This window comes from Cytobacillus sp. OWB-43 (assembly GCF_034651445.1).
GTDB classification, from domain to species: Bacteria; Bacillota; Bacilli; order Bacillales; family Cytobacillaceae; genus Cytobacillus; species Cytobacillus kochii.
In genome coordinates this window covers 86,932-107,384 of the sequence record NZ_JAYEFF010000005.1, presented here as the reverse complement: position 1 = coordinate 107,384, position 20,453 = coordinate 86,932, and the positions used below count along the sequence as shown (strand labels likewise).

Annotated in this window: 22 protein-coding genes, 1 riboswitch and 1 other annotated feature (1 of these 24 running past the window's edge); of the genes, 2 read left to right on the top strand and 20 right to left on the bottom strand. The window is 38.8% G+C overall.

The genetic code is table 11. The annotated features are described in order from the left end of the window. Positions 1-65: 65 nt before the first annotated feature. From U9M49_RS17295 to U9M49_RS17245, 11 genes are all read right to left on the bottom strand, one after another. On the bottom strand, positions 66-497 hold the full coding sequence (locus U9M49_RS17295; protein ID WP_095370962.1) for an RrF2 family transcriptional regulator: 432 nt from the start codon (positions 495-497) through the stop codon (positions 66-68). An 18-nt stretch (positions 498-515) separates the two neighbouring features. After that, complete coding sequence (locus tag U9M49_RS17290) at positions 516-1,412, bottom strand: NAD(P)/FAD-dependent oxidoreductase (RefSeq protein WP_095370963.1); 897 nt, start codon at positions 1,410-1,412, stop codon at positions 516-518. Positions 1,413-1,631: 219 nt separating this feature from the next. Further along, complete coding sequence (locus U9M49_RS17285) at positions 1,632-2,195, bottom strand: PepSY domain-containing protein (protein ID WP_095370964.1); 564 nt, start codon at positions 2,193-2,195, stop codon at positions 1,632-1,634. Between the two features lie 106 nt (positions 2,196-2,301). Continuing rightward, positions 2,302-2,982 (bottom strand): PepSY domain-containing protein, encoded by a 681-nt coding sequence (locus U9M49_RS17280; RefSeq protein WP_095370965.1) that lies wholly within the window; start codon positions 2,980-2,982, stop codon positions 2,302-2,304. Positions 2,983-2,989: 7 nt separating this feature from the next. Further along, positions 2,990-4,342, bottom strand: a complete 1,353-nt coding sequence (locus U9M49_RS17275) for an ATP-binding protein (protein ID WP_095370966.1) — start codon at positions 4,340-4,342, stop codon at positions 2,990-2,992. Further along, complete coding sequence (locus U9M49_RS17270) at positions 4,339-5,034, bottom strand: response regulator transcription factor (RefSeq protein ID WP_095370967.1); 696 nt, start codon at positions 5,032-5,034, stop codon at positions 4,339-4,341. The genes U9M49_RS17275 and U9M49_RS17270 overlap by 4 nt, the downstream gene beginning before the upstream one ends. Positions 5,035-5,146: 112 nt before the next feature. Continuing rightward, positions 5,147-6,148: a DUF1835 domain-containing protein gene (locus U9M49_RS17265; RefSeq protein WP_095370968.1), complete on the bottom strand. Its 1,002-nt coding sequence runs from the start codon at positions 6,146-6,148 to the stop codon at positions 5,147-5,149. A 15-nt stretch (positions 6,149-6,163) separates the two neighbouring features. Then, a complete protein-coding gene (locus tag U9M49_RS17260) occupies positions 6,164-6,616 on the bottom strand; it encodes a GNAT family N-acetyltransferase (protein ID WP_322910271.1) in 453 nt (150 codons plus the stop codon). Between the two features lie 153 nt (positions 6,617-6,769). Then, complete coding sequence (locus U9M49_RS17255) at positions 6,770-6,913, bottom strand: hypothetical protein (RefSeq protein WP_322910270.1); 144 nt, start codon at positions 6,911-6,913, stop codon at positions 6,770-6,772. A gap of 636 nt (positions 6,914-7,549) precedes the next feature. Then, complete coding sequence (locus U9M49_RS17250; RefSeq protein WP_322910269.1) at positions 7,550-7,690, bottom strand: hypothetical protein; 141 nt, start codon at positions 7,688-7,690, stop codon at positions 7,550-7,552. 579 nt (positions 7,691-8,269) lie between these two features. After that, on the bottom strand, positions 8,270-9,532 hold the full coding sequence (locus tag U9M49_RS17245; RefSeq protein WP_095370971.1) for a cation:dicarboxylate symporter family transporter: 1,263 nt from the start codon (positions 9,530-9,532) through the stop codon (positions 8,270-8,272). 130 nt (positions 9,533-9,662) lie between these two features. Continuing rightward, positions 9,663-9,818, bottom strand: a riboswitch (cyclic di-AMP (ydaO/yuaA leader). Positions 9,819-10,179: 361 nt separating this feature from the next. Between U9M49_RS17245 and U9M49_RS17240 the strand changes: the two genes are divergently transcribed. Continuing rightward, entirely contained in the window at positions 10,180-10,635 is a 456-nt protein-coding gene (locus U9M49_RS17240) for an SRPBCC family protein (RefSeq protein WP_095370972.1), read from the top strand. A gap of 18 nt (positions 10,636-10,653) precedes the next feature. On the opposite strand, the gene U9M49_RS17235 is transcribed toward U9M49_RS17240, so the two are convergent. Further along, positions 10,654-11,049, bottom strand: coding sequence for a VOC family protein (locus U9M49_RS17235; RefSeq protein ID WP_095370973.1), 396 nt, complete (start codon positions 11,047-11,049; stop codon positions 10,654-10,656). 64 nt (positions 11,050-11,113) lie between these two features. After that, a complete protein-coding gene (locus tag U9M49_RS17230; protein WP_322910333.1) occupies positions 11,114-12,337 on the bottom strand; it encodes an MFS transporter in 1,224 nt (407 codons plus the stop codon). A gap of 83 nt (positions 12,338-12,420) precedes the next feature. Between U9M49_RS17230 and U9M49_RS17225 the strand changes: the two genes are divergently transcribed. Further along, positions 12,421-13,059, top strand: coding sequence for an alpha/beta family hydrolase (locus U9M49_RS17225; RefSeq protein ID WP_322910268.1), 639 nt, complete (start codon positions 12,421-12,423; stop codon positions 13,057-13,059). A 21-nt stretch (positions 13,060-13,080) separates the two neighbouring features. Here U9M49_RS17225 and U9M49_RS17220 read toward each other — a convergent pair whose 3' ends face one another. The 7 genes from U9M49_RS17220 to metG all read right to left on the bottom strand — a co-directional run bounded on the left by U9M49_RS17220 (position 13,081) and on the right by metG (position 20,278). After that, positions 13,081-13,470, bottom strand: coding sequence for a DUF2283 domain-containing protein (locus U9M49_RS17220; RefSeq protein WP_157733822.1), 390 nt, complete (start codon positions 13,468-13,470; stop codon positions 13,081-13,083). Positions 13,471-13,547: 77 nt separating this feature from the next. Continuing rightward, positions 13,548-16,028 (bottom strand): peptidase G2 autoproteolytic cleavage domain-containing protein, encoded by a 2,481-nt coding sequence (locus tag U9M49_RS17215; protein WP_095370976.1) that lies wholly within the window; start codon positions 16,026-16,028, stop codon positions 13,548-13,550. Between the two features lie 205 nt (positions 16,029-16,233). Beyond that, entirely contained in the window at positions 16,234-16,716 is a 483-nt protein-coding gene (locus tag U9M49_RS17210) for a VOC family protein (protein ID WP_095370977.1), read from the bottom strand. Between the two features lie 148 nt (positions 16,717-16,864). Then, the gene (locus tag U9M49_RS17205) at positions 16,865-17,326 is read right to left on the bottom strand and encodes a helix-hairpin-helix domain-containing protein (RefSeq protein WP_095370978.1); all 462 of its coding nucleotides are present in this window, start codon (positions 17,324-17,326) and stop codon (positions 16,865-16,867) included. A 25-nt stretch (positions 17,327-17,351) separates the two neighbouring features. Continuing rightward, positions 17,352-17,600, bottom strand: coding sequence for a hypothetical protein (locus U9M49_RS17200; RefSeq protein WP_322910332.1), 249 nt, complete (start codon positions 17,598-17,600; stop codon positions 17,352-17,354). Between the two features lie 112 nt (positions 17,601-17,712). Continuing rightward, positions 17,713-18,576, bottom strand: coding sequence for an aminoglycoside 6-adenylyltransferase (locus U9M49_RS17195; protein WP_095370980.1), 864 nt, complete (start codon positions 18,574-18,576; stop codon positions 17,713-17,715). Between the two features lie 61 nt (positions 18,577-18,637). Next, positions 18,638-20,278, bottom strand: a complete 1,641-nt coding sequence (gene metG / locus U9M49_RS17190) for a methionine--tRNA ligase (protein ID WP_095370981.1) — start codon at positions 20,276-20,278, stop codon at positions 18,638-18,640. 80 nt (positions 20,279-20,358) lie between these two features. Then, positions 20,359-20,453 (bottom strand) — a binding site (T-box leader) (it continues 181 nt past the right edge of the window).

The following is a 20,453-nucleotide window of genomic DNA, read 5'->3' as shown; positions in this document are numbered from 1 at the left end:
ATAAAAAAAGGCTCAAGCCACCAATCATATAGAGTCTCGAGCCTTTTCATTCCATTTTCATTTACTTAATTTAAATCAACTGCTTTTTGAGAAGCTTTCATTTGTTCAGCAATGTCACTAATGAAGGTTTGCTCCAGCTGTCTTACCATTTGCTCTTCTGCTCTAAGCATTGCCTGCTCAATTAAACAGCCTTCATTATGTGGGTGGTCGTGATCAAGTGAACAGTGAAACAGTTGATTACTTCCTTCTATCGCTTGGATCACTTGTAAAAATGAAATATCTCCATTACGCTTCACTATACGGTAACCACCTTTTGCTCCGGGTGTGGATTCGATTAACCCCGCTTTTACCAGCTTTGTTAATATTTTTGATAAATAAGTCGGCGATAGATCTTGCACTTTTGCTAACACGTCCACCCCGACAGATTCACCTTTTGGAGCCAAGTATAAGTAAGCCATTGTGTGTAAACCATAATTCGTCGCACTTGAATATTTCATTTTTACTACTCCTTTTTTCTAAAAATCTTCGGCTAATAAATCACTCACAACAGCAATGCCCGCCCTACTTCCGTCACTAGCCGCAAATATAAGTTGAGCCATTGGCATTGTTGATGTGTCACCACTAGCATAAACACCTTCTATATTTGTTCTACCAAATTCGTCTGTGATAATGCCACCATTTTCATTTACTTTACAACCTATTATATCAGCTAAAGGAGAAGCTTGCTTTGACATCATCCCAACAAATCCACCATTCCTTTCTAATCTATCCCCATTTGTAAAGACAACTTCTTGTAATTGTCCCTCTTCACCATGTAAATAAGCAATTTCTTCCTCCAATACACGGATTCCTTTCGAGGCTAACATTTCTTTTTCTTCTCCTGTTAAAATCTTTTTCCCATTAGAGCATACAATAATATCATTACTCCAATTCGTTAGTAATTTAACCATATGGGTAATACCTTCCATCTCAGAAACAACCACGAGTTTTCTCTCCCTTAACTCCCAACCATCACAAAAAGGACAATGAAAGATACTTTTGCCATATAACTCTTTTAATCCTTTAATAGGAGGTAATTGATCCTTCACTCCCGTTGCTAAAATCACTTTTCTCGATTGTATAAGATTACCTGAGCTTGTCTTAATGAGGAATATATTGTTTTCTTTTTTAAGCCCCGTCACCTTTTCGTTCTTTAATGAAATGCTTGGATATTTCTGAAGATCTTCTTTTGCTAAACGTTTAAATTCAACTGGTGCAATTCCATCTCGTGTAATAAAACCATGTGATTCATGTGTAACACTATTCCTCGGTTTATCATCATCAAAAAGCATGATATTTTTTCTTGCTCTCCCTAATACAAGCGCCGCATTCATACCTGCTGGACCGCCACCAATAATCACACAATCTAACATTTTATTACTCACTCCTCAATATAAATATATTATAGACCTTTAATATCTATAATAAGAAGTATAACGATTAAAAACAAGGAAAACAACTCGCACTTTAGAGTAAAGACGTTTTCTAGATAAAAATTAATAGCAGCAGTTGGCGAATTACTCTCATTATTTGTACTTATGTTCATAATAAAAAGTGCTCACCAGAAGATGAGCACTCTCTTATTATTTTTATTAATCATCTAATTCAACTTTTAGTACTTTACCCGTTAAAGCATCAATTTTTATTTCTGCTTCTTGTTTGCCTTCTAATTCAATATCGTAAATAAGTGTCCCATTATCGTGATCAAGTTGCAGTTCACTGAACTCTCCGCCTGCTTCTTTTTCAGCTAATTGAATGGCTTCACTTGCAGAGAATAGCTTTTGATCCAGTGTAATTTCTTCGTCCTGCTCATCTTCTTTCTCTGATTTCACTTTAAGCACTTCACCAGTATTTGCATTTAACTCTACATCTGTTTCAGTCCCATTCCCTTGTAGCTCTACATTATATACGAGATTTCCTCTTTCCCACTCTAATTCAACATCAGTTACTTTTCCTTTCCCTTCCTCTTGTGCTGTCTTGATTGCTTCTTCAATTGAAAGGGTTCCTTCATTTGTATTGCTTGTTTGTTTTTGTTTCACTTCTTCACCATTTGTTACCGTTGCTTTTGGGGCATCATCATTGGCAAATGTGGTTGCAGCGAAAACGCCTCCTAATGTAATAGCTCCTGCTAATAAACCTACTCCTACTTTTTTCATTTTAATTTCCTCCTGTTTGTTATGTCTATACTGCTATATTAAACAGCTATCATGAGATAAAATTGTGAGGAAGATTAAAATAAGATTAGAATTCACTTCTTTTTCATTAATCCCAAGTCACAGTTGATTCACCTGTAATGGCATTCACTTCAACTATAGCCTCTTTTTCATCACCCGTTTCAATTTCGATAAGATAGAAGACATGATCCTCTTCATTTTCCAAGTCAACATCGTCTACTTCGCCTTGAACAGCTTGGAGAGCAATTTCAATCGCTTCTTCTTCTGTCAGAATCGTATTTTTCGGAGGCTGTTCATTGGCCAGCTCATTTGAAAGGACTTTCCCAGTTACTGCATGTAAGGTAATTTCACGCGCTTCTCCGTCTTTAACTACTTGAGCGACAAATACTTCTTCGCCTGACTTTTCTTTTAGATTTACTGAATCAATTTCCCCTAAAGAAGCAGTTTGCACTAATTCCTTGACTTCTTGTTCCGTTAAACGTTGTTTTTCTTCTCCTATTCTTGACATTTCTTCAATTTCACCACTTGCACGATTAATGTGTAGTTGATACATTTGGCCTGCGCGATCGAAAGAAACGATAAACTCTTTACCTTTATTCTCTGTTTCTTGGATAACGCCTCCATATCGTTCCTCAACTATCTGCTTTACCTCGCTCTCAGCTAATTCATCCGATGGCAACACAAACTGTTTGAGCAAGAGCCAGACAATAATGATCATGATGAAAAAAAACAGAATGAATCCTAAGCTACTAATTACCTTCTTCTTCATTTTCTCATCACTCCTGACTTTGCCCTTTATCAAAAAGTATTTTCACTTTCGTTCCTATTCCTAATTCGCTTTGAAGCGTTAACTGAACATCAATCGCTTCTGAGATTTCTTTTGCCAAAGATAAACCGAGTCCGCTACCATTTTTCCCCCGCTTCCTTGCGGGATCTACTTGGTAAAAGCGATCAAACACTCTCGCCTGATCAGCTTTAGAAATACCAACTCCTGTATCAATTACTTCAATAAATGTTTGCTCATTTGCCTTCCCGATAATAATTTCAATCTCATTTTCACTATATTTCCTAGCGTTATCTAATAAGATAAACAATAGTTGCTTAAGCTTTTGCTCATCAGAAGTGACCGTCGTTTCTTTTAAGCCATTTATTGTAATGTGGCGCTGATACGCCCTCTCAAATGAACGACTAACTTCAGAAAGGAACGGGGAGAGCGTAATCTCCTGTTTTTGTACATTCCATTCTTCGTTATTCTTCGCCAAAAGAAGCAATTGTTCAGTTAGTTCTCTCATTCTTATTGCCTCTGAGTGGATAGCTTCAACAGATTCATCGACTAAATCTTTATCTTGGTACCCGCGTCTCTTAAGCAAATTAGCATAACTTTCTATGATTGTTAATGGTGTTTTTAATTCATGAGAAGCATTAGCAATAAATTGCTTTTGTTTCTCATCATTCTCCTCAAGCAACGTAATCATATGATTGAAGGTTTCACCCATTTCCCTCAATTCGATGTCTGCATTTCGATGGAGCTCCAGCTGTTTAAATTGGCCACTATTTCTAATTTCCTTCATTGTTGCAGTTAAAGAAAGAATCGGCGTAATAATCACGTTGCCGACAAACCTACTTGAAAGGAATACAGGTATCGTTGCAACTAGCGTTACGATAAAGAGAACGGTCTTTAATATATTTAAATTTCGATAACTTGCTTCAATATCTTTTCCTATTTGTAAGTTTGCCACTTCTCCACTAGGCAAAATCATTGGTGTTGAACTAATAACTATATGGTCGTTCTTAATAATTTCTGTCTTATCACTTGCTCCAAATTGAAAAGCCAGCTTATCTACCTTTTCATTATCCATCGAAGTGGTTGTTGTTGCTTCTCCATTTTCATGAATAATTCTTATAAACCCATCAACCGGTACATACGCCCTTAATAAGCTTCCTTGAGGAAGAGTGCCTAGGGATTGATGGAACTCAGTTAAAACCCTATTTAATTCTTCTTTTGCCTGCTCCTTCTCACCCTCTAGCGTAATGGATTGAAAAATAAAGTATATTGTAAAGTTCATTACAATGAGTAAAACAATAAATAAGACCGCAGTATATAAATGAATTCTATTTTTGATCTTCATGTTGGTTGCCTGAGGGTATAGCCCACACCTCTTACTGTTTGAATAAGCGGTTTGACATCATCAGATACTTCTAACTTCCTTCTTAAATAACGAATATACACATCAACCACATTTGTATCACCGCTGTAATCGTACCCCCACACTTTAGACAATATTTGGTCTCTTGTCAGCACTTGGCGTTCATTCTCAGCTAAATAGAGCAATAAATCGAATTCCTTAGCAGTCAACTCAATGGATTGTTCCCCTCGCATGACTTCTCTCGTCTGCTCATTCATTTTTAAATCGCTACAAGTTAACCATTTTCCTCCTTCTTCCTTACCGCCTTTTTGTTTCAATCGCAAAGCTGCTCTCACTCGTGCTAGCAATTCTTCTATTTGAAAAGGCTTGGTGACATAGTCATTCGCCCCAAAATCAAGTCCAGTTACTTTATCTTCTACTGCACCTTTAGCTGTTAGTAATATAACCGGTGTAACCGTATCATTCCCTCTAATTCTACGCAGAATTTCCATCCCACTTAAACCTGGTAGCATCACATCTAAGAGGATAAGATCCCACTCTTTTTCTCGGTAATGATTCATCGCCTCCATGCCATCATACACCTTTGTCACTTGATAACCTTCATACGTTAATTCAAGCTCTAATAAGCGCGCAATTTTTTCCTCATCCTCAACAATCAAAATCTCCTCTGCCATCCACCACGCCTCCTTTTACAGTTATTATTAACTTACCAAAAGAACATTAAAAACAAATTAAAATTTTCATTAAATAAACCTCCCTTTTTTGAAGGAGGTCTCACCATATTGATTATTCGTTCGACTTGAGGCGTACACTATAAAATCTCATTGCCCTCGGCACACCCTTCAATTCAAAAACACCTAAGAACGCTAGCGTTCTTAAACGGTATTCAATAAACAAATCCCCAATGGGTTGGTCTAAATGTCCAATGACCTCACCAATTAGGCGGGTAGACTTCATAAATTCTTTTCCCTTTTGAAGCTCCCTTGCCTTAGCAATAATCATCTCATCTAAATAATGTTCACTGACAGGAGTCAACCTTCCTTCTTTCCATGTCCTTAAAAAGACGTCCTTCGATTGAGCAAGCGTAACCCAAAGTTCTATCCATTTTTGACGTTCATCTATTGATAAGAGGAGATAATTTTCCACATTTTTTATATATTCCATCCACTGCTCGGGCGCAAGCTCACCTGTATGTAGAATATCTTGACGTGTTAAACTTTGCTGGTGCTCCTGATCTAAACCTATATATACTTGATTGTTTTTCTCCCGTAATAGGTAGACTGCATAGGCTATTCCTGCCTGTTCATGCGCATTTTCACATCCCCAAATAAAAATTTTACATTGTTCGGGTAATGCCTGTAACTTCATCCAACTTTCTTCTATCCGTGGAATATAGTCAAAAATAAATTCATCTTCTAAATTAATATGTTCAAACAACCAGTCCCTTCGCTTCTCAAGACCCTCTATTTGATGCAATTGCCATAATGGCCCGATCGAAAAATTAATCGGAATAGTAATGACTCTATCACTCATATTTAATTTCTTTATTGCTTGTTTTAAACTCCCCGCACTCGAATCGCTAAAAACAATATGTATATTACCTCCTTGAATAGGAGGAGTTTCCTTATCAAATGTTAACACTGCTTGATAAAACTTCTTCATGCTAGTCATATAATCCTCATCAGAGTAATTTCCTGAACGAAGCATTTCAGTATGTAATAACATTTGTAACAGTAAGGATCTTGCTTTATGATCCGATAATTTATCTACTTGCTGTTTAATTTGCAACTGCTAATCCACTCCCTATACACTTTTATAACAATCAATTACCATATTTATAAACTCATAAGTACTTCCGTTTGTTTCATGCATATATATGCGACTCGTGCGAAACCCTACTCGTTTATATAGTTTAATAGCCCTTTTATTGAAAGTAGCTATAGATAATGTCATCTGTTTAGGTTCATAATTCTTTCTTAAAAAACACATCGCAGCCTTTAAGAAAGTGGCACCTTTTCCTTGACCAGTTAAGTCTGGTCTCATCCCAAGGCCTAAATCCATTGAGTCACCCATTTGCTCAATCATCAAAAAAGCGATAAGCTCTTCTTCATCCTTTACAAAAAAAACAAACTCGCCCCGTTCTTTTTCATCCAAAAATGCAACTAAATCCTCCTCATCTTCTTCAATATTATAAAAATCATAGGGGGCATCATACTGCCAAGTTAAAGAAATTTCCTCAGCTTCCTGTTGCGACATTTAAATGAATCGGCATTATAGACTCCTCCTTATTTTAGTAAATTATACCACTTCCTATCTATTCAAGGCCCTAACTAGCCATTTAATATGCAGGGCCCTGCTTTTGACAGCGAAGTCCGCATTGAGCGCGATACTTTTGGAGTAAAGTGTTTCCTACTTTTTTTTAGACTTGTATGCGTTTTTGGCTCTTTCGCGCATTTCCTCGGCTTCCTCTATACCACTTTTGCGCGTATCCGGCATTTGCGCGCAATTCTTCTTCGCTTTCTCATAACTTGTGCGCATATTTGGCTCTTTCACGCATTTCCTCGGCTTCCTCTATACCTCTTTTGCGCGTATCTGGTATTTGCGCGCAATTCTTTTTCTCTCTCTCATAACTTGTGCGCGTTTTTGGCTCTTTCGCGCATTTCCTCCCCCTTCTCTATACCTCTTTTGCGCGTATCTGGCTTTTGCGCGAAATTCTTTTTCTCTCTCTCATAACTTGTGCGCATATTTGGCTCTTTCGCGCATTTCCTTGGCTTCCTCTATACCGCTTTTGCGCGTATCTGGCTTTTGCGCGAAATTCTTCTTCTCTCTCTCATAACTTGTGCGCATTTTTGGCTCTTTCGCGCATTTCCTCCCCCTTCTCTATACCTCTTTTGCGCGTATCTGGCTTTTGCGCGAAATTCTTCTTCGCTTTCTCATAACTTGTGCGCATTTTTGGCTCTTGCGCGCATTTCCTCTGCCTTCTCTATGACTCTTTTGCGCGTATCTGGCTTTTGCGCGCAATTCTTCTTCTCTTTCTCATAACTTGTGCGCATTTTTGGCTCTTTCGCGCATTTCCTCGGCTTCCTCTATACCCCTTTTGCGCGTATTCGGTATTTGCGCGAAATTCTTTTTCTCTCTCTCATAACTTGTGCGTATATTTTGCTGTTTCGCGCATTTCCTCTGCCTTCTCTATGACTCTTTTGCGTGTATCTGGCTTTTGCGCGTAATTCTTCTTCTCTTTCTCATAACTTGTGCGCGCATTTGGCTCTTTCCCGCAATTCCTCCCCCTCCTCTATGACCCTTTTGCGCGTATCCGGCATTTCCGCGCAACTCTTCTTCTCTTTCTCATAACTTGTGCGCGTATTTGGCTCTTTCCCGCAATTCCTTCCCCTCCTCTATGACTCTTTTGCGCGTATCCGGCATTTCCGCGCAACTCTTCTTCGCTTTCTCATAACTTGTGCGTATATTTTGCTCTTTCGCGCATTTCCTCTGCCTTCTCTATGACTCTTTTGCGCGTATCTGGCTTTTGCGCGCAATTCTTCTTCGCTTTCTCATAACTTGTGCGCGTTTTTGGCTCTTTCGCGCATTTCCTCGGCTTCCTCTATACCTCTTTTGCGCGTATCCGGCTTTTGCGCGCAATTCTTCTTCTCTTTCTCATAACTTGTGCGCATATTTGGCTCTTTCGCGCATTTCCTCGGCTTCCTCTATACCGCTTTTGCGCGTATCTGACATTTTCGCGCAATTCTTATTCTCTTTCCCTTAGCTTGTGCGTGTATTTGATTCCTGCCACATAGTTTCTTATTCTCTTCCCTCGCATTTTAGGTTATGCAGCCAAGTTAGACTATTAATCGCAAACAAAAAAAATACCACAGAATTAAATTCTGTGGCATACAAATTCTATGATAACTTTTAAGAAGCTTTTTGAACTTTATTATCAGCTGGCGGGTTAAATTGGCCTTCCCACTTTGCGATAACAAGTGCAGCAAGGGAATTACCAACTACGTTTACTGCTGTACGACCCATATCTAGGATACGGTCGATACCTGCGATAAAAGCAAGACCTGCTGCAGGTAGTCCAATTGTACTGAAAGTAGCTAGTAGAACAACAAACGAAACGCCTGGTACACCTGCCATACCTTTAGAAGTAATCATTAGTACAAGCATTAGTGTGATTTGTTCAACAATACTTAACTCAATACCAAACATTTGTGCAATAAATAATGCTGCAATGGCTTGGTATAAAACGGAACCATCGAGGTTAAATGAGTAACCAGTTGGAATAACAAAAGAAGCGATATGTTTCGGGCTTCCTGCTTGTTCCATCTTGTCCATAATTCTTGGAAGAACCGTTTCTGAACTCGCTGTTGAGAAAGCAAGCAGTAATTCTTCTTTAATGGATCCAAGTAATTTAAAGATATTCACACCGATAATTTTAGCCATAATTCCTAAAATAACGATAACGAAGAATGCCATTGTACCATACACTGTTAACGCTAATTTCCCCAAAGGAATCAATGAAGCAAAACCATATTTTGAAATAGTCACACCAATTAACGCAAACACCCCTATTGGTGCGTACTTCATAAATAAGTTTGTTACATAAAACATGGCCTTAGCTGTGCCTTCAAAAAATCTTAATACTGGTTTCCCTTTTTCACCTATTGCTGCGACTCCTAGTCCAAATACAACGGCAAAGAATATAATCGCAAGCATGTCACCTTCCACCATTGCTTGAACCGGATTTGTCGGTACAATATGCAATAGTGTGTCGGCTATTGATTTTCCTTCTTGCTCTTCATTCGTTTCAACATATCCAGAAATATCATTCTGTTCTAAGCTCTCCATATCCAAACCCGCTCCAGGTTGGAATATATTAGCAGAAATAAGTCCCACTGCAATCGCTACCATTGTCATTCCAATGAAATAAAACAGTGATTTCCCGCCGAGCTTACCGACTGATTTAATGTCACCAACACCAGCAATAGCAACGATGATTGTTGAAAGAACGATCGGTACGACGATCATTTTAATTAAACGGATAAATAAATCACCAAATGGCTGTAAAAAACTTTGAGCGGTTTCATTTCCGTAGAAAATACCACCAATGACAATACCTAAAATAAGACCAATCAAAATTTGAGTAGCTAGACTCATTTTAAATATTTTTTTCATTTAAAAAACCTCACCTTCTATAAATTTGATCTAGTGCTTAGGCAAGGGAAACAAGGTTAATTAATTTAAGGTGAAAATAAACCAAAAAAAAAAGCCTTTTCAGTCATTTTCCCGCAATCATATAAACTCCTTTTGTCTCCTTTAATGCTGACGAGGTTAGCTTTCGGGTTAGGACTAAGGGAAACAGTAAGCCCCTCTAACATACATAGATTCACCCCAAACGGACATGTCCGCTGTAAAAATTGGGTCCCCCGTTCTTAGAAAAAAGATTAAGCAATATATTACAAAATACTTTTCTATTATATTATTAATACATTGAAATTGTAAATAGCAAGAATTACCGAGGATATTTAAAGCTGTGCGTTCACTATAGCGCACCTATCTAGCAAAACCTTTATAATTCTAGCAAATACTTATCATTTCTCCTGTTTACTATAATATTCTTCAGTTTAATTCTTCCGATTATTCCTCTTTTTTTAAATAAAAATTAAAGAAAAATATACACAAATTTTACAAAACTAATTTTTCTGAAATATTAATTATTTAGTCTATCTAAATAATTAATCAACGGTTACCGCAATGATCTTGTTTATGGTGGTTGATTTCATCGAATGCTTTTGTTATCACTAAAATAAGGGGGTTTACAGATGCCTGTCATTAAACATCGTTTGTTGATTCATGCCGATATTCACTTATGTTTTGATTTAGCTAGAAATGTGGAAGTACATACGGAGACAGCAAAGCAATCACAGGAGCGAGCTGTTGCCGGAGTGACTTCAGGTTTACTCAGGAGTGGGGATACAGTAACATGGGAAGCTATACATTTTGGTGTAAAGCAGAGACTAACAGCAAAAGTTACGGAGATGGAACGCCCCTATCAATTTACAGATGTATTGGTAAAGGGTGCTTTTCAATCATTTATCCATGTTCATGAGTTCCGCGAGCATGATGAAGGAACAGAAATGATTGATTCATTTTCTTATATTTCACCATTAGGATTGATTGGAAAGATAGCAGACTTCCTCTTTTTAAAAGCTTATATGCAACGATTCATAACCAAAAGAGCGATAGCATTAAAAAAGATGGCAGAAGGGAATACATAACCCTCGCCATCTTTTTACTTAAGGTAGATTGATTTGCCAAGACACACCGAAGCGATCATTAATCCAGGCAAATTGTTGACTAAAACCATAATCACCTAAAGGCATTAATTCCGTACCACCGTCTACTAGCTTTTCGTAGACAACACGAAGTTCTTCCTCAGTATCACAATTCAAATAAAAGGAAAAGCTTGGTGTGAAATTGAACTGATGGGCGATATTACTATCAATGCACATCACTTCTTGGTCCTTTAGCTTGAATATGGCATTCATTACTGTTCCTTCATCACCCACTTCATTTTCACCATAGCGGACAATATTTATAATGCTTGAGTCTTCAATAATTGACGTATAATAATTCATCGCTTGCTCTGCTTGGCCATCTTGAAACATAAGAAAAGGCATGACACTTTTCATCGCTAATCTCCTTTATCTCTCATTTTCATTCATCATACTTCAATCGGAAGTTAGGAGCAAATCATTAGCTAGAGACAGCCTTATCTTCAAAATAACTTGCCTTTGATGGACGATAGATAGTTGCGACTAACGCAATGGAAACAATTCCACTAATCACTGCAAATACAACACTTACTTCTTGTAGGGTAAACCACTCAGCTAGGAGACCCAGTAGTAATGTCAAACCAATTTGGACGATTCCTTGCAATAGATCAGCTACACTTGCAAACCTCCCCATTATGTCGACAGGTACTTGTTTTTGGAAAAAAGTAACGTAACCTGCATTTGCAAACGTAAAGAAGAACCCTAATATGACAAAGGCTATGGTTGCAGTCAAATAATGTGAAGATGCATAGAAGACAATGTAACCGATGGATGTCAATAACATCCCCGCACCAATATATAGTTTTAATGATAATTTTTTCGCTAATAAACTCGAACATAAACCGCCAAATATAGCACCGATACCTGTCATAGCCACAATATAGCCATACGCTTCATTAGATAGGCCAAGATCTCTCGTTAAAAAGGTAACTTCTTGAGAATCTAGGGCGACACATATGAGCATCGTCGTTTGGAACAACAAATAGACAGATATAAAATATTTGGCTCCTTTTGAAAACCGGATAATTGTTCGCCAATCTTCTATTAATGTTTTTAAGCGAATTCGCTCTCTAACATGATTATTCTGCTCATCCACATTAGGAAGTAAGAAAATAAAGAAAGCACAAATAATAAAAGTAGCCGCATTAATATAGAAGCAGACAGCCAAACTAACCGTCGTCATTAGTACACCTGCAATAGCTGGACCAATCATAATTGCCCCATTACCTGCCATTCCGATAAGAGAGTTAACTCGCTTACGTTCTGACTCTGGAATTAATTTGGTTATGTATACTTGTGAGCTTGGTCCAAAGAAACTACCAGCCAAATTAATAAGTAACAATAAAAAGTAAATTAACCATAATGAATGTAAAAATGGTAAACAGACAACTAAAAGACCACGTACAATATCGATAAAAATCATTAACCTTCTTTTATTTACTCTATCAATCACGCTTCCTGACCAAAGGTTGGTCATAAGCATTGCTAGAGGTCTAATAATATAAAGACCCGCAACTGCAGCTGCAGAACCGGTTAAGTCAATAATATATACGTTCAACGCAATCAAATAAATCCAATTTCCTAAATAAGAAACGCCTATACCCAATATAAGCAGCGCAGGATTTCTCCACCCGATAGGTATCACCCCTTGCAAAAAAATATAAGATTCAGAAAATACAGTACAGGAAATATGTTACACTACTTATAAAAAATAACAAGGGGAAATCGATGGAAATTCACGAAAGAAACTTACAAAAAGAGGAAAAAGTAGTTAGATATACTCATATAAATTCAGGTGCTCCGTCCGTATGTATTATGTTTTCAGGAGCGGGATACAACTATAATCATCCATTGTTTTACTACGCTACGATGATGATGATTGAACAGGGCATTGATGTTGTTCATATCCATTATCAATATGAAGCAAATTTATTAAAAACACATAGAGTAGAAGACATTTCATCCTTAATGATGGCAGATATTCACCTAGTTATTACGGATCTATCTCAAAAACATATCTATCAAAAAACCATCCTGTTGGGCAAATCTCTTGGTACGATACCGATCACTTTACACCTTGCGAAAGAAGAAATTTTCCGTGAGGCACAGATTATTCTTTTAACACCGTTATTAAAACTCCCATCAATCGCTAAGGCAACAGTACTTATAACGCAAGAGGTGTTACTCGTCATCGGTAATCAAGATCCATATTTCCATCATGAAACAATCGAAGAAATGAAGGAACGTTCTATTCAAATAAAAATAATCGATGGCGCAAATCACTCACTCGACATCAACTATCATACGGAACAATCCCTTCAAACTTTAAAAACAGTAATGGCTGAATTAAAAAGATTTATTTCTTGAAAGCGAAAAAAAAACTAAAAATTATTTTACCATGCTTTTTAAAATCTGTTTCTTATATTTGTGAAAATCAATAATGTCGAAGCCGATAAAGTATTTAGACTGCTCATCAGCAAAATAAAATTGGATGCCTTTTAGCAGATAATGTTTCTTAACAGCTTGTCCAGATAGCCGGAAGGATAGGGTTTCTCCATTTTCGTGATATATTTTTTCTTCCCCTGCTATCGGGGATAATCTTTGCGCAATCTCTCCAAAACATTCTATACCAACGATTCGATCATGCTCATCAATATCGACTAGTAATGGAGAATCACCCACATCTTCTGTTGCTTGAATAGTATACGTTTCTGAATCAGCCAGTAAATAAATATAGCCAGCCTTCGCCTCTGTATCAAATGTAATTCTAGATTCCAATCGTTTTCCCCCCCAGATTTTTAGTTTATTATGTAAACATAGGGTTCCTCTTTATAGAAACCCTACATTCTTACGGTTTAATTATTTTTATTATTAATTGTATTAGCCAACTGGGAAAGCATTTGTTTCATTTCTTGTTGCTCTTGTTGATATCGGTTAGAAAGCTCGATTATTTCACTTTCATTGCCTTTTATCATAATAATGACTTGATTAGCGGCCGTTCTTTTGATCACGCGATACCCTTGCTGTGAAGTAGTTGCTATTCCTTCATTATTTGGTAAACAATAGCCATTCACTTGACAACTACCATCATCTCTTACTCTTAATTGTCCCAATAACCCTACTGCAGACCACTCTTGTCTATCTTGTCTTGAAACATAAGATTGCGATGGATCCCATTTCGTACTAATGATCGGTTTGGTTTCTGTAACCGATGAGCGAGTTTCTCCATTTTTTGTAGCTGGCAAAGGTACTTCAATATGGGTGTATATTCTACGTCCCCATTCATCTAATTCATATTTCCCCTGCCAATTCAAGCTTGCACTATTACCTAATAAACTTGGAGTAGCACTTGTTACACCAAGAATATAGCTATCAGATGCAGTTGCCTTTCGCATCTTATCTCCTTCTAATGTAACAAAGTATCCTGGATCAATTGCCAAGCCATCTATACTTTCAAACATCTCTGCTATATCTGCCCCACCAGTATTGTATGTGGCTCCATCAATATACATTTCGCCATTACTAGCTAACCATTTAGCACCGAGGCTTCTTGTGTCTGCAGCTGTACCGTTACCAATAAACCATGAAAAAGGTTCTTCGGCATCACCGTATCTACCTATAATATGTGCGCCGGCTTGATCATTTGTACTTGTTCCAAGTCCCTCCGCATGAGAGTAATCACCTGAAGCGATCGTATCTGTGCCTTCTGCATGACTTGCTAATCCACTCGCCACATTGTTAAATCCTTCAACATGGGAACTATTGCCGCTTGCAGTGTTAGGTGCAGGTAAGTTTGCACCATCTGAACCCCCTTCTGCGTGTGCTGAAAAACCACTTGCGGTATTTTCTGTTCCTTCCGCATGAGAAGCATTTCCGCTGGCAATTGTACCTAATCCTTCTGCATGTGCATAAGGGGCATCAAGTGTTGTACTAGATAAGTAGCCCTCAGCATGGGAAGCAGTGCCCGCTGCCACAGTACTCTGACCTTGGGCATGTGCAAAAGTGCCTGAAGCAATTGTGGAATTTCCTTCTGCATGCGATGCGTAGCCAGATGCCTCTGATCCATCACCCTCCGCATGAGACCAAGTACCAGAAGCAACTGTTGAAGTACCTTCCGCATGAGCCGCATCTCCACTTGCAACGGTTAAATATCCTTCCGCATGAGTATACACACCTTGTGCCTGTGTACTCCCCCCTTCGGCATGAGAGTAAGATCCTATCGCTTGAGTATTGTACCCTTCGGCATGAGTACCAAAGTTACTTGCTACACTTAGAAAACCCTCGGCATGTGCGCCAGAATTGGAGGCAGTTGTTTGAATGCCCTCCGCATGAGCACCATAAGCTGTTGCATTTGTTGAACCACCTTCTGCATGCGAAGCGATAGCGGTAGCAGAAGTAGATAAACCCTCGGCATGTGCAGCACTACCAGAAGCTAACGTACCATCTCCTTCCGCATGAGAGGCATCTCCACTCGCGGTTGTACCTAACCCTTCTGCATGCGAAGCACCCCCACTTGCTGTTGATTCTGAACCTTCTGCATGCGAAACATCTCCACTTGCACTTGTTTCAGAACCTTCGGCATGAGAGGTTTCTCCACTAGCTGTTGTTGCATAACCCTCGGCATGACTATTATCTCCAACCGCCGACGTATTTGTTCCTTCAGCATGTGCCTCATTTCCAATTGCCGAAGTATTAATCCCCTCGGCATGAGAGGCATATCCACTTGCTTCAGTCCCATGTCCCTCAGCGTGTGATACTCCACCGATGGCCAAACTTTCAAAACCCTCCGCATGGGAGGCTGTCCCTAATGCATTCGTAGAATTCCCCTCAGAATGAGACCCATCACCGTTTGCAGTTGTACTAAAGCCTTCTGCATGTGCAGCGACTCCACCTGCATTCGATTGAGCCCCTTCTGCATGTGAACCAATTCCTTCTGTTGTTGTTCCATAACCTTCTGCATGTGAGCTATCAGCAATCGCTGTATTCCCAAAGCCTTCCACATGGGATGCTGTGCCTAAAGCTTCCGTCGAATTCCCCTCCGCATGGGAGGCTTGCCCACTCGCTAGTGTATTAAACCCTTCACTATGTGCGGCGACCTCCGTCGCATTAGTACTTGATCCTTCCACGTGAGAAGCTGCACCTGTTGCTGTTGATGCATAACCCTCGGCATGTGATGTCTCACCAGTTGCTATACTATTATAGCCCTCCGCATGAGACGCTGTGCCAACAGCTTCTGTTGTACTACCTTCCGCATGCGAAGCCACACCACTTGCAGTAGTATTATAGCCACCTGCATCGGAACATGTCCCTAAAGCATTTCTATTACAATCAGCCAAATGTAACACTCCTTTCCACAAGAATTTAATCTTTATCCTGATAGTTTATTAAGAAGAGATCATTTTCGTGTGGACAAGTAACCTATTTTTATCACTTTATCTCTTTGGCATTTTCTAAATGTAACCATATTACCGCTCAACTCTTACAAGGCAAAAAAAAAACGAAAAAATGATATATGAAGCAACATTTTTTCGTAAAATTACTCTATTTATATATATCTTGTAGCTTAAGTCCCTTCAAAGATTCTTCCCATTCAGTGATAGACCACTTTTTGCAAACTTTCTGCAACTCCTCTGGTGTATCCACCGTACACATCAACTCTAAACTATTGCCGTCCGGGTCTTTAAAATAAACTGACGCATTACTTTGATGTGATCGAATAAATGGAGCCACCGACTTTCTGTTACCAAATGGCACTGCTTCAATTCCCTTTGTTTCTAACCAATTTAATGACCGCTTTAAATTTTCATAGGAAACGCGAAAGGCAACATGTCTAACAGAAGGATGATAAGGCAACTTGTACTCTTCACCTTGCCATAGACCTAACCAACTTTTATCCTTTTCAATCCAGAGAAATACTGTATCTTCATCCCTTAATGCCACCTGTAACCCTAGATTCGTATAAAATTCAATCGCGTCATCTAAATTTTTGACTGGTAAATGAGCTTCATATAAGCCTTCTATCATTGCATCATCAGTCCTCCTTTATCTAATTATATTTTTATACAAAAGAGAACTCATCACGACCGATAAAAGCTGTATCTTACTTACGACTTTTGATGGAGAGCGGACTTTGCAATAAGCTACTCTCTTGAATCACAATAGCCAACTTCTCCTAGTCCCTCCACGATTTCTCTGGTCGATCTGATGGAAAGCCATGTGTTATGCGATACGCCTTCCTCTCCTCCGTGAAGTCAAACCATTTTTTAGACATTTGCTTATTGTTAGCAAAATGAATGACACAGCGAATTTGATCTTCCACACAGCCATCCGTTCTCACACCCATTTCCTTTTCCAGCAGATCAAATAGTTGTCCAGGGTTTTCATTCTTTATATCTTCTAAACGATAGATTTGCAGATATCGAACAAGTTTATCCGCTAATTCAAAACCAATTGAGGGCACCAATTGGAAGTCTGCCCATCCCTTAATCTTCCGTGCCCTTTCATCTGATATATTTAAATGCTGACTAATTTCTTTTATCCCAAGTATATGTATTTGGCTGATCTTCAATCTTGCCTCTCGTAGTCTAGACCTTTCATCCGCTGTTAAAGGTAATTTAGGTTGATAAGATGGCATCGGCTTCCTCCTTACTGGCTTACATTTATAGTGTTAGTGGTTTATAACCTTTTCTTTTTTTATAATGTTCAAGTGTACCCATCTCTAAGTTAGCTACCATTTCCATTCTCTCTAAATCTCTTCTTGTCACAACAGGATCCGCCGCATTCCAGCGCACAGTGCGAATGAAATAATACGTTTTAATTGGGTGAAAGACTACTTTTGAATGGGGAAAAGCATCGAAAGTAAATTCAATCGCTCCCCGTTTTTTATAAGAATAGGAAAGAATATTCATTGTGTGAATCCATCCCTTTGCTTTTAAGTCGTACAATTCTTTACCCTTATACGAAAGGTCTTCAATCCCTTTTTCCGCTTTTTCCTCTCATTCTTTAAGTAGCCTATCTCCTTCACGCTTTCGGTAATTGCCTAACCCCCTCCAAATACGCCAACATGCGGCGATCATCATTGATAGGATAAGAGAATCGAAGGTGATTAGCCACTTCTTGAGCTAACGCACGAAACAATTCGCATGTGGTCATAACTGCTTCCCACATATTTTCCTCATCTCCATCACTATAAGTTTTTCTGTACATCTCCCAATAGGAAGGAGGGAGATAACACTTATAATATTTTTCTAACTTACCAGTAGAAATACGAAAATCATATTGAATACCGATCCACCAATCGACCATTTTGTTTAATGCGTCTCTTATGTCAGAGTTAAACATTGCTTGAGCATATGGCCATTCATCTCGCCAAATGCCTTTCGCCACATTTTGTAGACACCACCAGAAGTTATTTGTATAAGCATCATATTCACCTTCACTCGGTGTTTGCACGTGGTAATCGACATCTGTCGGAGGAGGAATAATGGGCAAGTACTCACCTTTATCTAATAAAGGAACAGTCAGTTTATCTTCCCCATATTCTTTTCGCATCACTTCCTTCGTTTGAAAGCGAAGATCGATGCGATTGCCGTCTGTAAATAGCATCAGAAAACCATAACTCTTGAAGTCTTGCACTATTTCTTTACCAAAATCATTTTTATCTGGTTCTTGCTTCATAATCAACTCGCCGAATGATGCGATCCAATTTTGATTTTTAATAAAAGGCTCGGTATCTTCAACGACATAAACAATATCATAATCTTGAAACTGGTCTCTTGGGACATTTATATTTGTTCTGGAACCGTTCATATAGACAGCAAAAATCCTCTCTTCGTTTTTTGCAAAGTCTATAATCGTAGCCATCATTTCTGTTTCTGACCTCATCACTTCACCACCCAAGTATTGGTTCTTTGTTTGCTAAGTAAAGTCCTGCTTCCGGCGATTATTAGATAAGTGATTGTGCTTGTAATCTCGTTAATTCTTTTTCAATGTTCTCTACATCAATGCGCGCAAACAATGGTTCAACTGGTGCAGTGAGTGTCACACCATTCAAAACAACCTCTTGCCATCTCCGCTCTTGGACATTGAGTAATTCAAATACCTTTTCACTTGAAAACGGTAAAAAAGGAGAAAGTAATTGCGCGAGGTTGGCAAGAAGATAAACACAATTAGCTAACGTTTTTTCACAAGTCCCTTGATCCTCATGCCATTGTTGCCATGGCTTTTGCTCATCAAAATATTTATTAAATTTTCGTACATAGGCGAATATATTCTCTAGTGCTTGCTTCATGCTTCCTTGTTCGATGAGGTTTCCAACTTCTTGATATAAGCAGTTTATTTCTCCTTTTATCTTTTCATCAATATCCGACGTTGTAATGACACCGGCAAATGATTTTTCAATAAATTTCAACGTACGATTCACAAAATTCCCATATGCACCGAGCAATTCGCTATTATGGCTATAGATAAACTCTTTCCAAGAAAAATCGGCATCGCGATTCTCCGGTGCATTAATCGTAAGAAAGTAGCGAATCGAATCTGGTTCATATCTTTCTAAGAAATCAGGCACCCAAACAGCCCAATTTTTACTCGTCGATAACTTCTTTTTTTCTAAAGTAACATATTCGTTGGAAATCACCCTTGTCGGCAATGCCGCAATTCCTATTCCTTGTAAAATGGCGGGCCAAATGACCGTGTGGAACGGGATATTATCTTTTCCGTGCACATAATACGAGGTTGTTTCATTTGACCAAAAATGATGATCATCCTGATTGTTTTCTTCGGCCCACTTTTTACTTGCTGAATAATAGCCTGAAACCGCCTCAATCCATACATACACCTTTTTATCTTCATAACCAGAAACAGGGACACTGACACCGATTGGTAGATCTCGAGAAATGGCTCTGTCGTGCAAGCCTTCACCTAAATACCTTTTCGTTAAATGCAGTGCATTCTCTCTCCATAAATGTTGCACCTCAGCCCGTTGTGTATATTTCTCCAAATCAGCTTGTAAGTCCCTTAGTGCAAAATAAAAATGTTCTGTCTCCCTTGTCGTCGGTGTGTGACCACAAATTTTACAGCTGCGTTCATGAAGTTCAAGGGGCTCTAAGATGGTTGCACAATGATCACATTGATCGCCTCTGGCAGGTTCATTGCAAACTGGACATAATCCTTCCACATAGCGGTCTGGCAAGAACTGCTGACAATGGTCACAATAGGTTTGCTCTACCTTTCGCTTGTAGATCAAGCCTTTTTCTAAAAGCGCTAAAAATATTTCTTGTACTACATGATGATGATGAGCTGTATCTGTTCTTGTATAAATATCATAAGAAAAACCTAATTGCGTAAAGCAATCAACAAACTCTTGGTGATAGTGATCCGCTATCGCCTGCGGCTCTACCCCCGCCTGTCTTGCCTTCACAGTAATCGGTGTACCATTACAATCACTGCCTGAAACATATAGCACTTTTTCTCCTTTTAAACGATAATATCTTGCCAAAATGTCTCCAGGTAGCAAACTTGAAACATGACCGAGATGTAAAGATCCATTTGCATAAGCCCACGCCCCACCAATAAAAATACTCATCTTCTATTCCCCCTAAATTGTTAGCCTGTTTGATTGAGACGTGACTGCAAACAAAAAACCTCGCCCCATAGCTATTTCTAGCTAAGGGCGAGGTTTACACCACGCGTTACCACCTTATTTTACAAATAGGTTGCCCTACTTGCCTCATCAAGTACGCCAGTCCCAATCGGCCTTT

Excerpts from the sequence above, each read along its gene's own strand:
- U9M49_RS17295 (WP_095370962.1), bottom strand. The coding sequence starts at position 497 with ATGAAATATTCAAGTGCGACGAATTATGGTTTACACACAATGGCTTAC.
- U9M49_RS17290 (WP_095370963.1), bottom strand. The coding sequence starts at position 1,412 with ATGTTAGATTGTGTGATTATTGGTGGCGGTCCAGCAGGTATGAATGCG.
- U9M49_RS17285 (WP_095370964.1), bottom strand. The coding sequence starts at position 2,195 with ATGAAAAAAGTAGGAGTAGGTTTATTAGCAGGAGCTATTACATTAGGA.
- U9M49_RS17280 (WP_095370965.1), bottom strand. The coding sequence starts at position 2,982 with ATGAAGAAGAAGGTAATTAGTAGCTTAGGATTCATTCTGTTTTTTTTC.
- U9M49_RS17275 (WP_095370966.1), bottom strand. The coding sequence starts at position 4,342 with ATGAAGATCAAAAATAGAATTCATTTATATACTGCGGTCTTATTTATT.
- U9M49_RS17270 (WP_095370967.1), bottom strand. The coding sequence starts at position 5,034 with ATGGCAGAGGAGATTTTGATTGTTGAGGATGAGGAAAAAATTGCGCGC.
- U9M49_RS17260 (WP_322910271.1), bottom strand. The coding sequence starts at position 6,616 with ATGTCGCAACAGGAAGCTGAGGAAATTTCTTTAACTTGGCAGTATGAT.
- U9M49_RS17245 (WP_095370971.1), bottom strand. The coding sequence starts at position 9,532 with ATGAAAAAAATATTTAAAATGAGTCTAGCTACTCAAATTTTGATTGGT.
- U9M49_RS17240 (WP_095370972.1), top strand. The coding sequence starts at position 10,180 with ATGCCTGTCATTAAACATCGTTTGTTGATTCATGCCGATATTCACTTA.
- U9M49_RS17235 (WP_095370973.1), bottom strand. The coding sequence starts at position 11,049 with ATGAAAAGTGTCATGCCTTTTCTTATGTTTCAAGATGGCCAAGCAGAG.
- U9M49_RS17225 (WP_322910268.1), top strand. The coding sequence starts at position 12,421 with ATGGAAATTCACGAAAGAAACTTACAAAAAGAGGAAAAAGTAGTTAGA.
- U9M49_RS17210 (WP_095370977.1), bottom strand. The coding sequence starts at position 16,716 with ATGATAGAAGGCTTATATGAAGCTCATTTACCAGTCAAAAATTTAGAT.
- U9M49_RS17205 (WP_095370978.1), bottom strand. The coding sequence starts at position 17,326 with ATGCCATCTTATCAACCTAAATTACCTTTAACAGCGGATGAAAGGTCT.
- U9M49_RS17200 (WP_322910332.1), bottom strand. The coding sequence starts at position 17,600 with ATGAATATTCTTTCCTATTCTTATAAAAAACGGGGAGCGATTGAATTT.
- U9M49_RS17195 (WP_095370980.1), bottom strand. The coding sequence starts at position 18,576 with ATGAGGTCAGAAACAGAAATGATGGCTACGATTATAGACTTTGCAAAA.
- metG (WP_095370981.1), bottom strand. The coding sequence starts at position 20,278 with ATGAGTATTTTTATTGGTGGGGCGTGGGCTTATGCAAATGGATCTTTA.